The organism is Roseovarius mucosus, from assembly GCF_002080415.1.
Classification (GTDB): domain Bacteria; phylum Pseudomonadota; class Alphaproteobacteria; order Rhodobacterales; family Rhodobacteraceae; genus Roseovarius; species Roseovarius mucosus_A.
Genome location: NZ_CP020474.1, coordinates 69065 through 83284, shown reverse-complemented (window position 1 = coordinate 83284; position 14220 = coordinate 69065). Strand labels below are relative to the sequence as shown.

Annotated in this window: 11 protein-coding genes; 1 reads left to right on the top strand and 10 read right to left on the bottom strand. The window is 61.0% G+C overall.

Annotated features, from left to right (window positions below; all coding sequences use genetic code 11):
• Positions 1-4: 4 nt before the first annotated feature.
• From ROSMUCSMR3_RS00405 to ROSMUCSMR3_RS00365, 9 genes are all read right to left on the bottom strand, one after another.
• Entirely contained in the window at positions 5-724 is a 720-nt protein-coding gene (locus tag ROSMUCSMR3_RS00405; protein ID WP_081506095.1) for an alanyl-tRNA editing protein, read from the bottom strand.
• Positions 721-3132 carry a DUF3772 domain-containing protein gene (locus ROSMUCSMR3_RS00400; RefSeq protein WP_081506094.1) on the bottom strand — a complete coding sequence of 804 codons (2412 nt, stop codon included), beginning with the start codon at positions 3130-3132 and terminating at the stop codon, positions 721-723. Before ROSMUCSMR3_RS00400 ends, ROSMUCSMR3_RS00405 begins: the two co-directional genes overlap by 4 nt.
• 5 nt (positions 3133-3137) lie before the next feature.
• The gene (locus ROSMUCSMR3_RS00395; RefSeq protein WP_081506093.1) at positions 3138-4169 is read right to left on the bottom strand and encodes a cysteine synthase A; all 1032 of its coding nucleotides are present in this window, start codon (positions 4167-4169) and stop codon (positions 3138-3140) included.
• Positions 4170-4227: 58 nt separating this feature from the next.
• Entirely contained in the window at positions 4228-5349 is a 1122-nt protein-coding gene (locus ROSMUCSMR3_RS00390) for an NUDIX domain-containing protein (RefSeq protein WP_081506092.1), read from the bottom strand.
• Complete coding sequence (locus ROSMUCSMR3_RS00385; RefSeq protein ID WP_008280839.1) at positions 5325-5783, bottom strand: TrgA family protein; 459 nt, start codon at positions 5781-5783, stop codon at positions 5325-5327. Before ROSMUCSMR3_RS00385 ends, ROSMUCSMR3_RS00390 begins: the two co-directional genes overlap by 25 nt.
• Positions 5784-6992, bottom strand: a complete 1209-nt coding sequence (locus ROSMUCSMR3_RS00380; RefSeq protein WP_037297598.1) for an SAM-dependent methyltransferase — start codon at positions 6990-6992, stop codon at positions 5784-5786.
• A 66-nt stretch (positions 6993-7058) separates the two neighbouring features.
• Positions 7059-8480 (bottom strand): cryptochrome/photolyase family protein, encoded by a 1422-nt coding sequence (locus tag ROSMUCSMR3_RS00375; RefSeq protein ID WP_081506091.1) that lies wholly within the window; start codon positions 8478-8480, stop codon positions 7059-7061.
• A gap of 48 nt (positions 8481-8528) precedes the next feature.
• Positions 8529-9749, bottom strand: coding sequence for an aminotransferase class V-fold PLP-dependent enzyme (locus ROSMUCSMR3_RS00370; protein WP_081508502.1), 1221 nt, complete (start codon positions 9747-9749; stop codon positions 8529-8531).
• Between the two features lie 95 nt (positions 9750-9844).
• Positions 9845-11554: a BCCT family transporter gene (locus tag ROSMUCSMR3_RS00365; protein WP_081506090.1), complete on the bottom strand. Its 1710-nt coding sequence runs from the start codon at positions 11552-11554 to the stop codon at positions 9845-9847.
• Positions 11555-12059: 505 nt separating this feature from the next.
• Between ROSMUCSMR3_RS00365 and ROSMUCSMR3_RS00360 the strand changes: the two genes are divergently transcribed.
• The gene (locus tag ROSMUCSMR3_RS00360) at positions 12060-13895 is read left to right on the top strand and encodes a BCCT family transporter (protein ID WP_008280833.1); all 1836 of its coding nucleotides are present in this window, start codon (positions 12060-12062) and stop codon (positions 13893-13895) included.
• A gap of 48 nt (positions 13896-13943) precedes the next feature.
• Here ROSMUCSMR3_RS00360 and ROSMUCSMR3_RS00355 read toward each other — a convergent pair whose 3' ends face one another.
• Entirely contained in the window at positions 13944-14177 is a 234-nt protein-coding gene (locus ROSMUCSMR3_RS00355; protein WP_081508501.1) for a ribbon-helix-helix domain-containing protein, read from the bottom strand.
• Between the last annotated feature and the right edge of the window lie 43 nt (positions 14178-14220).

Genomic DNA, 14220 nt, shown 5'->3' with positions numbered 1-14220 from the left:
GCGCTCAATCTTCCAAGTGAAGATAAACCCGGCGGTTGTGGCGGCCTTTCTTTTCGATCTTGCCAAGGCGAAGCCGCCCGATCTCGCCCGTGCGTGCCACATGGGTGCCGCCGCAGGGCTGCAGATCAACCTGATCCGTCCCCTGCCCAATCCGCACCAAACGCACCCGGCCAGACCCCATGGGTGGCGCCACCGACATGGTCTTGACCAGCCCCGGATTGGCACGCAGCGCGTCATCGGTGATCCACTCTTCGGTCACGGGCAAATCCTGATCCACCAGCTGATTAAGGTAGTCTTCCAGCGTCTCGCGATCCTCTGGCGCTTCGGGCATGTCGAAATCAAGGCGGCTGCGCGTCTCCGCAACGGCCCCGCCCGAGACCGGCAGCGGGATCACCACCGACAAAAGATGCAGCGCCGTGTGCATCCGCATTAGACGATGCCGCCGGGGCCAGTCAATCGCTTGCCGCAGGGCCGTGCCGATGGGCGGCAAGGCCATAGGCTCTGCCATCACCAGCGCGATCTGTTCCCCCTCGGCCTTGACGGCCGTGGCAATGGGCAGGCTGCGCCCTTGGCACATAAGCCGCCCGCTATCGCCCGGTTGTCCGCCCCCCATGGGATAAAACAGCGTCTGGTCCAGCACGATCCCACCCTCTGGGGTATGCGCCACAACGACGCCGGTCGCCTCGGTTTGATAGGCGTCCAGCCGAAAAAGGGGTGTCGTCATCGCCCGTCACCGTCTCCCTCGCCCTCAACATCGCCCTCTGTCAGGGCGGCGGGGCTTTGGCTCGTCTTGGGTTTGACCGGGGCCTTGGGCTCTTTTGCCTCTGCAGTGGCGTTGCGGAACCACACATCCTGTTGCGGAAAGGGAATTTCGATGCCTTCTTCGGCAAAGCGGCGGGCAATCTCGTGGTTCATGTCCGATTTCACACTGGCCACCCAGTTGACATCGCGCAGGATCGCCCGGATCTCGAAATCAAGCGAACTTGCGCCGAAATTCTGGAACAGCACCGTCGGCGGTGGCTGCATCAGCACCATTGGATGTGCCTCGGCCACGTCGCGCAGGATCTTTTCCACCCGGCGCGTGTCTGTGCCATAGGCCACCCCCACCGGCACAATCACCCGGCCCACGGTATTGCCGCGTGTGTAATTCGTGACCGTGCCACTGACGAAATCGGCATTCGGCACGATCACATCCGTGCGGTCAAAGGTCTCGATCCGGGTTGAACGCACCGAGATCGACCGCACATAGCCATGCTGCCCGCCGACCTCGATCCAGTCGCCTTCGGAAATCGGCCGCTCGATCAAAAGGATGATGCCCGACACAAAGTTGGACACGATATTTTGCAAACCAAACCCGATGCCCACCGACAGCGCACCCGCAACGATGGCCAGTGAACTCAGGTCAATCCCCGCCGCCGTGATCGACACCAACGCCGCAAGGAAAATCCCGACATAGCCCACGCCTGACACGATGGCATTACGCCCGCCCATATCGAGCTTGGTTTTTGGCAGGATGGCATTCTTGAGCGTGCCCTGAATGAGCCGGGTCAGCAGATAGCCAAGGGTAAAGACCACAGCAAGGATCAGAAAGCCGGTGGGCGATAGCGTGATGCCGCCAAAACTGACCCCTTGGGTGAAACTTAGCCACGCCTCTTGCAATTGTGCAGGCCGCGCGCCCCAGATCAGGGCAAAGACCGGCACCGACCCGAGCACGAGGAAAAAGCCCAAAAGCACCGGAAAGAGCGAGTCATCAATGCTCTGCGCGTTGCCACGCAGCATGATATAGACCTCGGACAGCACCCGTTGGACCAGCAGCAGCGCCGCGATCATCATCAACGACAAGAGAGCAGGCAACATCATCGCCTCGGCGGCGGACATATAGCCGATCGCGGACAAAAGCGGCGCAAGCAGCGCCAGCGCCCAGAGGGCACGCGCGAGAATACGCACCAGCTTGCTGCGGAACGTAAGCTCTGTCTCGGGCTCGTTCGCCGCCGCTTTGCTGTGCCGCATCAAGAGCCGCGCAAGCCGCAGCAACAGCAGCGACGCCAGCACCATCAACGGAAAGATCATGACATTGCGGGCCGCTTCGGACCAATCAAACCCATCGGCGAGGTCCTGCACATAGGCAAACCCCGCAACCACCAATCCAAGAGAGCCGCCACTAAGCCGCCCGGTGGCGCGCTCGGACGGGCCAAGCGTGAGCAAGGGCAACTGCCGGTCATCGCGGGGAAAGACCCGAAGCGACAACCAACGCGCCAGCAGAAGGATAAAGGCCGCCGCGGGCAGCGACTCGAGCACAAGGTTTCCCTTGGACCCCAAAATCCCGGTCAGAACGCCCGCCACGACAATGGAAATCACCCCAAGATAGGGCAACAACCATTCGCCAAACGAAATTGCGAAGGCCGAAAGACGGCGTCCGGCGGTCGGTGTGTCGCCCAAAACGCGCGCCGCCAGACGCATTGTCCAAACCCGGCCCCGCGTCATCAGCAAAAGGCCAATAAGACCCAGAGCAATCACCCCCGGCAAGTTTCCCTGAAAGCGCGTGCGCCGAAAGCTGCTTTGCCAATTGGTCGCCGTCTCGGCCCGGACGGTATCCACCGCGCGGTACAGTTCCTTGACCGCTGTCGGCCAATGCAGCGGATTGACCGGCGATGGCCCAAGCCGCAACAGCGCTTGGGTCTGCCGGTCACGGATCGCCCCATCTATATTCGTGACCAGCCCATCGGCGCGACTGCGCGCCAGATCGGCCAGCTTCACCGGTGCCTCTAACCGGGCCAGACGCCGGTTAAGTTCCGCACGCTGCGCTGCGATGTCCTCGGCTTCTTCGCCGGTCTCGGGCACGGGCCCCAAGGCGGCGATTTGATCGCGCACAGTTCGGATCGCAGTGGAATTCAAGCCCTGCATTTCAACAAACTGTTGCCGCCAACCGTTGATCTGGGCGCGCATGTTTTCCAGTTGCCCGGTGGAGGCCTCGCCGTTGGCAAGCATCTCGTCGGCATCGGCCGCAAGTTCCTCCCACGTCACATAATCGACCGCGTCAGGCGTATGCTGCCCCTGCGCAAGCGCGGTATCGGGCACAGCAACTGCCGCGCCCAACGCCAGACAGAGGACTAGGCAAAGCAGCCGCAGCATTCTTGTCACCCCGCGAAAACCCCCGGAATCGAGCGCGGAGCCTGATCCAGCCAATCTGGCGTCGGCAGGTTGTTGGCGCGCAGGAATTCGGGATTGAAAAGTTTCGACTGATAGCGCGTTCCGTAATCGCACAGGATCGTCACGATGGTATGGCCCGGCCCCATGTCGCGGGCCATCTGCATAGCGCCAGCGATATTGACACCGGTCGAGGCCCCCATGCACAGCCCCTCATGCTGAAGCAAGTCAAAGACAATCGGCAACGCTTCGGCATCGGGGACCTGGCAGGCGAAATCTGGGGTGAAGCCTTCAAGATTGGCCGTGATGCGCACCTGCCCGATCCCCTCGGCAATCGACGAGCCTTCGCTCTCCAACTCGCCTTTGGTATACCAAGAAAAAAGCTTTGCGCCCATCGGATCGGCAATACCCACCTTGACGCCCTTGGGTTGCAGCGCCATGCCGACCCCGGCCAAGGTGCCACCCGACCCCACCGCGCAGACAAAGCCATCAACCTTGCCGCCGGTTTGCTCCCAAATCTCGGGGCCGGTTGTTTCGATATGCGCTTGACGGTTGGCCACATTGTCGAACTGATTGGCCCAGATCACACCGTTAGGTTCGGTTTTCGCAAGCTCAGCGGCCAATCTCTCCGAGTATCGGACAAAATTGTTCGGATTTGAATAGGGCGCTGCGGGCACCTGCACCAAATCGGCACCGGCCAGACGCAGCATATCCTTCTTTTCTTGGCTTTGGGTTTCGGGGATGACGATCACCGTCTTGAACCCGAGAGAGGCCCCGACCAGCGCAAGGCCGATGCCGGTATTGCCTGCCGTCCCCTCGACAATCGTACCGCCGGGTTTCAAATCACCGCGCGCGATGGCGTCGCGAATGATAAAGAGCGCGGCACGATCCTTGACCGATTGACCGGGGTTGAGAAACTCGCATTTACCCAAGATGTCACAGCCAGTTTCCTCACTGGCGCGGCGCAAACGAATGAGCGGGGTATTCCCGACAGCGGCAGCCAAATCCTGTGCAATGCGCATCTTTCATGCTCCTGTAGGCAAAGTGTTCCCTTGGGTTTAGGCGCTTGGAGAACGGAACTCAAGCGGATGCACGCAGCCGTGCGCGTTCACGCTCAAGCCATAGAAGGCAGAGGATGAGCGGCCCATTATTGGCCTCTCCACTCTGCACAAGCGCCATTGCCTGCGCGAAATCAATCACATGCGTGCGAATATCCTCATGCTCTGTGGCCAGACCGCCGCGCCCCTGTTCCAGATCGGGCAGGTCGCAAATTCCCAGAAAGAGGTGAAAGAATTCGGTCGAATATCCCGGCGTGCAATAGTGCTGGGAAATCTTCTCGAGCGCGCGCAGCGTCAGCCCCGCCTCTTCCAGACATTCGCGGTGCGCGGCGTCTTCGGGGTTCTCGCCGCCGTCAATCCGCCCGGCGACCGGCTCTAGCATCCACGGGCGCGGATCGCCGCGCCCATAGGGCCCCATGCGGAACTGTTCTACCAAAAGCACCCGGTCGCGCACCGGATCATAGGGCAGCACAAGAGCGGCATCCGTGGCGACAAACACTTCACGCCGCAAGGTATCGCTTGGCGTGCCATCAAAACGGGGATGCCGCAACGTATAGGCGCGGCCAAGGAAAAACCCCGCATGGGTGATCTCGCAGGCGATCTCTTGCACGGTCGCAGCCTCGGTCGCACTGCGCACATCGGCGGGCGCAGGCGTCTGCGCCGCCACCCGGCCCGATGCGCGCGACAAGATCATGGGCAGGCCCGCGCATAGGTCTTGCGCGGCAATACGGCCCCTCAAGCTGAGTATCTCTTGAACTGCATAGCGCAGGATCGGCGCGGCGCGGCGCGACCAGTCTTGGCCATCCCAGTCCATGGGACCGGGCCGACCGGGAAAGACGCGCGCAGCGACGGGGCAGCCGCCTTGACTGACGGTAATGACATCCGAACGCCCCAAGCCAAGCGCCTCGGCGATGAAGGTCACCAACTCCACTGTGTGGGGCTCTGACACCAACCACCCGTCTACGGCCCCCAGCCCCCGGCGCAGTCCCGCCAAAGGCAGGGGCGCGTCATCACAGCAAATCTGCACGCCTTCGGCGCGCGCCTCAGCCGCAACAAGGCCCGGCAAGGTTGCCTGCAAAACGGTGATGTCAGCCAAGGGACCGTATAGAAAAACCGGTGTCACGACCACCGATGCGAGACCCATTCCGAAACGAGGCCCACCACGATCCCGCCGGTGACCAGCGCGCCGATCAATGGCCCGTTGATCATCGTCATGCCATAGTCAACCATCAAGTCGAACATCGCGGTCAGGCCCTTGATCACCCCGTCATAGCGGTTATCAAGCGCACGTTTGAGCATCTCATTCAGGCTCTGAAGAAAGAGCGCCCAAAACACCAGTGCGGCGACCCCGGTCAATCCGGCGCTGAACCCTTCGGCATAGCCATAACCCAGCCGCCTGCCCGTCACGCGCCAGCCGCAAATCGCGCCAAGCACAACATTGACCACGTTGAACCAGCCGAAATTGGTGTCTTCTGGCATAAGCGGGCGAAAGAGCTCTGATCCAAACCATCCCACAATGCTAAGTCCGATCGCCGCGACCAGCCGCGCGGCGGTGGGCATTTGATCTGTAACGGGCATCTATCCAGGCCTTGCGATGGTGATCTGCGTCACATCGCAACTACCCCCTTTGAAGGCCCCCGCGCAAGAGGTCAGATAGAAATTCCACATCCGGCGGAACCGGTCGTCAAAGCCCATATCGGCGATTTCGTCCCACTTGTCGTTGAACGCCTGATGCCAGCGGCGCAGGGTTTGGCTATAGCTTTCGCCAAATTCGATAGACCGCGCAACACTCAGCCCCGCGCGCTCGATCTCGGCGCGCAACGCGGTGGGGCTGGGCAGCATACCGCCCGGAAAGATGTATTTCTGGATGAAATCCACATCGGTACGATAGCTTTCCCACCGCCGGTCCTCGACCGTGATGATCTGCAGCGTGGCCAGCGCACCGGGATTAAGCCGCTCGCGCAGACTGTTGAAAAACACCGGCCAATAGCGCTCGCCTACGGCCTCGAACATCTCGATGCTGGCGATGCCATCATAGGTGCCGCGCTCGTCGCGGTAATCCTGCAACTTGAGCGTGACCCGATCAGACAGCCCGGCGCGCGCAATCCGGTCCTGCGCATATTTCAGCTGCTCCGCGCTGATCGTGAGGCCCGTCACGCGCAACCCCCGCTCTTTGGCGGCGTATTCGGCAAAGCCCCCCCAACCACAGCCGATTTCCAGCACGTGATCGCCGGGCTTCACCCCCATCTGATCCACCATGCTGGCATATTTGGCGATCTGCGCCTGCTCCAGACTGTTCTGACCGGGCTGAAAGATAGCACTGGAATAGGTCATCGTTTCGTCCAGCCAGAGGCTGTAAAACGCATTGCCCAGATCATAGTGGTAGCTGATGTTGCGCTTGGCTTGGGTCTTGGAATTCCGTTTGAACCAAAAGCGGATACGCTCGTAAATCTGCGCCAGCCTTTGACCGGGATAGCCGTTGTAAATGCCGTCATTGTCGTCGTTGAGAAGGTCCATAAAGGATTGAAGGTCCGGCGTGGACCAGTCCCCATCCAGATACGCCTCGCAAAAGCCCAGATAGCCCTCGCGCACCAACCGCGCAAACACCTCGGTGTCGTGGATTTCGAGCACCGCAACCGGGCCGGGGCGCGGCCCTTCGGCGCGGAACACACGGCCATCGGGTAGGCGAATATCAAGCCGTCCGGCGTCGATATTGCGCGCCACGCCAAAGCAACGGCTGAAATAGCGCGGCAGGCCCGTCTGGCCGGTCGTGTCGGTCAGGATCATACGTTCGGTCCCTTTTTCCTTTTGCGGCGCGTCAATCGCCGATCTTGCGGTCAGTGTGGTCATGTTTCAAAACTCCCGCGCTTCATAGGCGTTGAGCGCTCTTTGCCGCCCCTGTGACAGATCAACAATCCGCCCCGGATAAAGCATCGACGGATCAAGCTGCCAGGCGCGCGGCACCGCCTTGAAATAATCCAAGGCCGTGGCGGGTGGGGTGCGCTGCCCCTCGGCGATCCAGCGCCGGGTATAGGCCCCGCCACGGTCGAACTTGTCCAACTGTGTCTCGGGATTGAACACCCGGAAATACGGCGCCGCGTCGGGCCCACAGCCCGCCGCCCATTGCCAGCCCATCGCATTCGAGGCCGGATCCCAATCGGTCAGACATTCGGCGAACCAGTCCAATCCAATCTTCCAATGGGTCATCAGATGCTTGGTGAGGTATGAGGCCACGATCATGCGCGCGCGGTTGTGCATCTTGCCGGTCACATACATCTCGCGCATGGCGGCATCGACAAAGGGTTCGCCGGTGCGGCCCTGTTTCCACGCCATGACCTCGGGATGATCCGCATCGGTGGACCATGGAAAGGCATCCCAATCTGTCCGCCAATTGCCGCTCAGAATATGCGGCGTGTGATACATGAGGTGATAGGCAAACTCGCGCCAGACCAGTTCCTTGAGCCATGTCTCTGCGCCTTTGGCCCCGCCATGCAAGGCCCGCTGCCCCGCATGCCAGCACTGGCGCGGCGAGATTTCCCCATAGGTCAGGTTTTCCGACAGCGCAGAAGTTGCATCGACCGCCGGAAAATTCCGGGCGTCCTGATACTGCGCAATGGCCCCATCGGCAAAGGCATGCAATCGCTCCATCGCCGCAGCCTCGCCCACCCGCTGATAGGGCAAGCACACATCGGCCCCCCGATGCATGGCGGCCCCCATCTGCCAATCATCCAGCCTGTCAGAGGCGGGCCAAACCTTGGGGGCCGGGATCTGCGCGGGCGCTGTCAGCGGCACCGCCACGTCGCGATCCTTCACCGCGCGCCACATCGGGCTGTAAACGCGGTAAAAGCCGCCGGTCTTGGTCTCAACCGTCCAAGGCTCGAACATCACATGGCCCGGGTGGCTTTGTGCGTCCACCCCTGTCTCACGCAGCGCGGATTTCACCGCCTTGTCGCGCGCGATGGACTGCGGATCATAAAGCCGCGACCAGTGCACCGCCCCTGCCCCGGTTTCAGCCACCAGCGCACGCAGCACATCCAGCGCCGCGCCCCGGCGCAGGATCAAGCGGCTGCCGCACTCCGCCAGATCACGCGCAAGCGACGCCAGCGACAGGCCCAGACGCCATTTTGGTGCAGCGCCCAGACCTTCGACGCTCTCATCATGGATGAAAACAGGAATAACCGCGCCGCCGCCTGCAAGCGCCGCACAGAGTGCCGGGTGATCGGCCAGACGCAAATCGCGCCGTAGCCATACAATTGATGGTGCTATATCCGTCATCCCCTGCCCCGGTCTTTGGTTGCAATACGGGCCGGGGACGCGGGCGGATCAAAGAATATCATCAAGGGCGGTTAAGAGTTTGTCGACCTCTGCGCGGGTCGTGTAATGCACAAAACTCAGACGCAACACGCCGCGCTCTGGGTCAACGCCCATCGCCGTCAGGGGCCGCACCGCGTAGAAATCGCCGCCTCCCGCCATGATCCCATGCTGCGCCAACTCTGTCGCCGCGTCGATACCGGGGCGATTAAGCGCAACAGCCACTGTCGGCGCTTTATGTTCGGCCTCGACCGGGCCGATCAGCCGCGCAGAATTGCGATCCTTGAGGAAATCCAAGAGCGGCTGCAAAAGTGCTGTTTCATGCCCGCGTATCAGGTCATGCACCCCGACCGCCCGCGTCACGGCATCGCCCGTGATCCCGTGATGCGCCGCCAGATCGTCGATATAATCCGCCATACCGGCGCTTGCCGCGACCTGTGCATGATCCGGACCCGCTGGCGTGAACCGTTTATAGAGCGTGCCCGCATTGAAATAATGCGCCTGATTGGGCAAGAGATTGCCCAATTCCCGCCGGATCACCATGATCCCCTGATGCGGCCCATAGGTTTTATAGGCCGAAAAAAGGTAAATATCCGGCCCCATTCCCCCCACATCCGGCAGGCCATGCGGCGCATAGCTAACCCCATCGACACAGACAAAGGCCCCGGCGGCATGCGCCAGCGCCGTAATCTCGACCACCGGGTTGATCGCCCCCACAACGTTGGAGCAATGCGGAAAACACACCAGTCGCACCCGGTCATCCAGCAGATTTTCAAGATCGGCCGGATCAAGCAAACCGCTCTCGGGGTTGATTTTCCACTCACGCACTTCGAATCCTGCGTCCGCCAACCGCCGCCACGGCCCGGAATTGGCCTCGTGATCCTGATTGGTGACGATGATCGCATCGCCCGGTTCCATCCACTGCCGGAATGCCTGCGCCAGAACATAGGTGTTCTGCGTGGTCGAGGGGCCAAAGCTCAGCTCATCGGTGGCCACTCCCATCATCGCTGCAAGCCGCGCCCGCGCCTCGTCCATCTCGGCCCCGGCCAATTGGCTCGCCTCATAGGGCGCGTAGGGCTGCACCTTGCGTTGCCGATAATACCGCTCCAGACGCGCAATCACAGGAGCGCAGGTATAAGAGCCACCGGCATTCTCAAAAAACGCTTGTCCCTCAAGGCTTGGCTCGGCAAAGGCCGGAAATTGCGCACGTACGAAATCTGTATCGAGTGTCATCACTGTCCCCATTGTCCCTTTTTGCGGCCACAAAACAGCAAAGCCCCCCGGCGCGCAAGCGCCGGAGGGCCTTGGACCGCATGACCATGGGTCGCTCAGAGGATCTTTCGCTCGCTCTGCAAGCCGCGAAAGATCGCCCAGCACATCACCAACAGCACCAATGTAAACGGCAGGCCGGTCGAAATCACCGCCGATTGCAGCGCCGTCAGGCCCCCGCCGATCAAGAGAACAATCGCGACGGCCCCCTCAAAGATGCACCAGAACACCCGCTGCGGCACGGGCGCATCAACCTTGCCGCCCGCCGTGATCGTGTCGATCACAAGACTGCCCGAATCCGATGAGGTGACAAAGAACACCACCACAAGAACAATCCCGATGGTCGAGGTGATCGTCGCCAAGGGCAAAGGATCAAGCATCTGGAAGAGTTTAAGCTCCAGAGGGGCATTTTGTGCCGCCTCGTAGCCCCCGGCAATCACCTGATTAAGCGCAGTGCCGCCAAAAACACTCATCCACAGGACACAGACCAGCGACGGAATGAGCAATACGCAGATCACGAATTCCCGCACCGTGCGGCCCCGGCTGACACGCGCAATGAACATGCCCACAAAGGGCGACCAGCTGATCCACCACGCCCAATAGAACGCCGTCCAGCCCTGCATGAAATTGGTGTCTTCGCGCCCAAAGGGATTGGACAGCGCGAAAAGGTTTTGCAGATAGGCCCAAAGGCTGTCGAAAAAGAACGTCAGCAGGAAAATCGGGCCCCCCACAAAAAACACGAACAGCAGCAACAGCGCCGCCAAGCCCATGTTGATCTCGGACAGCACCTTGACCCCGCCATCAAGGCCACGCACCACCGAGACTAGGGCAATCGCCGTGATGCCTGAAATCAGCAAGACCAAAAGAAGGCTCGAATTTTCAACGCCGCTTTCTTCGGTATTGCCATAAGAGATGCCCAGGAATGCCCGCGTGCCCTCTGCTGCGTCGCCCGACCCATAGAGAAAGGTCAGCCCCGACGCCGCCTGTTCTGCCCCAAAGCCCAGCGAGGTGGCCAGACCAAAGAGCGTGGCAAAGACTGCCAGCGTGTCGATCACGTGGCCCCACCAGCCCCAGACCCGCTCGCCCAGGATCGGATAAAAGGCCGAGCGCAGCGTGAGCGGCAGACCCTTGTTATAGCTGAAAAGCGCCAGTGCCAGCGCCACCACCGCGTAAATCGCCCAAGGATGCAGACCCCAATGAAAAATGGTGGCCGCCATGCCAAGGCGTGATGCCGCCTCGGGATCACCGCCAGCCGCGCCAAGCGGGGCCCAATCGCTGCGCGCACCGCCCTCCATCGCCGTGCCACCCAAGGCACTGGAAAAATGGCTCATCGGCTCTGACACGCCAAAGAACATCAGGCCAATGCCCATTCCGGCCGCAAAAAGCATCGCGAACCAGCCCAGATAGCTGTAATCCGGCGTCGCCTCATCCCCGCCCAGCCGCACGCGGCCATAGGGGCTGACAATCAGGAAAAGGCAGAAGATCACGAAGACATTGGCGGCACTCAAGAAGAACCAGTCAAACCCTTGGGTAACTGACGCAAACAGCCAGTCAAACACCGATGCCGCATGACCGGGCAGCGCCAGCGCGTAGAACACAAAGATCACGATGCTAAGGCCCGAGATAAAAAAGACCGGGTTATGAATATCGAGACCAAAAGGCCCCACCTGTGGTTGCACATTGTCCTGCCCGATCTCGTACACTGTCTCGATCAGGTCCGACTGCCCTTCGGGCGCGGGTATGCCTTGATTGGTTGTTTCGTCGGCCATCTGGCCCCCTTTGCTTGTTTTTCTGCTGCCCGTTGCGCCCGTCGCAGCGGACAAAGGCGACGCACCAGTGCGGCACGTGGCAGCGTTTTGAGGTCTCGCGCACGAGGAAAGCAGACACGCTGTCCGCAGGCGCACCGGGCCTTGCATGCCCGGATCGTCACAACCTTTTAGCAAGAAACCGCCCAAAACTGCAACCCGGCGGCACGGAAACGTCACGTTTGCGACCTGCACCATGTCGCCAAACGACAATCACAAAGGGATTCGCGCGCCCTGATTTCATGGAAAGCCGATTTCAGTTTCGTTGCGCAGCGGATCAATCCGGTTGAACCCCGCGCACAGATGGCCGCAATTCCACACCCCAATGGTCGTAATTTGCGCACGGAGCGCCGGATTACCCGCTCGTTACACGGGCCTCGGCGTGGGAAAATGACGGGATGGGGCAACAGGCCGATTTCAGAGCCACACAAGGACCCCGTTCAATCGCAATGGATCAGGGACGTCACAGATGAGTATAAAACCCCCTTTCACAGATCTCGAGATAAAAACCGCCCCACAGGGGTTCTACGAGGGCTATAGCTTGCCCATCGCGCTGATTTCCAAAACCTCGATGGCGCTCTTGGTGATCTGGGCGCTGGTCTGGCCGCTCAATGCCAATGCCACGCTGTCGAGCCTCAACTGGTCGCTCCTCGAAGGGTTCAACACCTTCTATATTCTCGCCACCGGCATGTTTGCCTTTTTCCTCTTCATCGTGGCGCTCTTGCCCGCGACAGGCAGGCGCATGATGGGGCGCGTGGGCGAAAAACCCGAGTTTTCAAACTTCTCTTGGTTCTCGATGATGTTCGGCGCGGGTCTTGGTGTGGGTCTCATGGTGTTCGCCACGGCGGAACCGCTGGGCCTCTGGGGCTCGAACCCCGAGACTGTGACCGGGGCCGTCATCGGCAACACGGCAGAGGGCGTAACCCCGGCCTATCGCTACACCTTTGCGCATTACGGCTTTCACGCCTGGGCCATCTATGTGGTGACAGGGCTCAGCCTTGCCTATTACGCCTATACGCGGGACATGCCGCTGACCATCCGCTCGGCGCTGACCCCGTTGCTGGGGCGTGCCGCCAACGGCATTTTGGGTGATCTTGTCGACATTCTGGGCGTCGTGGCCACCATTCTCGGCGTGTCCGTCACCATCGGCTTTGGCGTGTCGCAATTTGTCGATGGCGTCTATGCAGTCAGCGGCATGGAATGGTTGATGAACACCACGGGCGAGGCCCCAAAACCCACCACCGCAGGCCTCATCGCTGCCCTGCTCGCGATCATGGGCCTGTCGATCCTCTCGGCGGTTTCGGGCGTGGGACGCGGCATCAAATATCTCTCGAACCTCAACCTCGTGTTGTCGGTGGTTCTGTTGCTGGTCTTTATCGTCTTTGGCTCTTTCGCCTTTGCCATGACCAAATACGCAACGGCCCTTGCCGATTACATCCTGCACTTCACCTCGCTGTCGTTCAACGCCTATGGGCCGCTCTCGTCCGAGGCTTTTGCTGCCGCGCTTCCCACCGAAGCGGCCCCGCTTGCCGCCGACCTTTACGGGGGCGCAACGAACGCATGGGGCAGTTTTGATGGCTTTGTCGGCGGTCTGAGCGGTGCCGCCGCTGAGCTGCCCGAGGCAACCAAGATCGCCGCCTACGAGGCCGGTGCCCAAGGTCGCCTGTTTGGCTGGCAGGCGGGCTGGACAACCTTCTACTGGGCGTGGTGGATCGCGTTTTCACCCTTCGTTGGCCTGTTCCTTGCGCGCATCTCGAAGGGGCGGACCGTGCGGGAATTCATTCTTGGCTGTGTGATTGCCCCGGCGCTTGTGTGCTTTGCCTGGATGACCATCCTCGGCGCAACGGCGATTGATCTTGAGCTTAGCGGTGTGGCGCAAGGGGCCATCATCGGTGCCTCCAACACCAATAAGCTCTTTGTCACATTGGGCTTCATGATTGATGGCGGGCTGCTGACGGCTGTGACGATCATGTGCGTGGTGCTGGTGCTGACCTTCCTCGTCACCTCGGCAGACTCGGGCATCCTCGTGATGAACACGATCATGTCAGGGGGTCAGGCGGAAACCGGCATCAAACACCGGATCATCTGGGGCGTCATCCTTACGCTGGTGATCGGCGCGCTGATCATCGCGGGCAATTCGGGCGCCTCTGCCGACCCGTTCGAGGCGCTGAAGAACGCCATGATCATCGGCGCGCTGCCCTTTGCCATGGTGATGGTGTTGATGGTGGTGGCGTTGACCAAGGCGCTCTACCGCGATCATCTGCGCGACAAGCACGGGCTTTTGGCCGAACAACCGGCGGAATAATCCCACCGCAGAACCTGAGCGACATGACGCCGCGCCCCTCGCGCGGCGTCAGCCGTTCAACAAGGCCCGATCCCGGTAATACGCCAGAACATAGAGCCGGATCGCCGTTGCCAACCCGGTCTCGATCCCGCGACCCGCATCAATTTCGGCAGCCAAAACGTTGAGAGCCATGGATTTTTCCTCGGCAATCTCGCGAAAGGCCTGCCAGAACTCATCCTCAAGAGACACGCTGGTGCGATGCCCACGCAGGGTGAGCGAGCGTTTGACCGGGCGCGCGCCCATCATAGGTCAGACAGGGGGGCGCTGCCCCCGTCCTGGATGATGT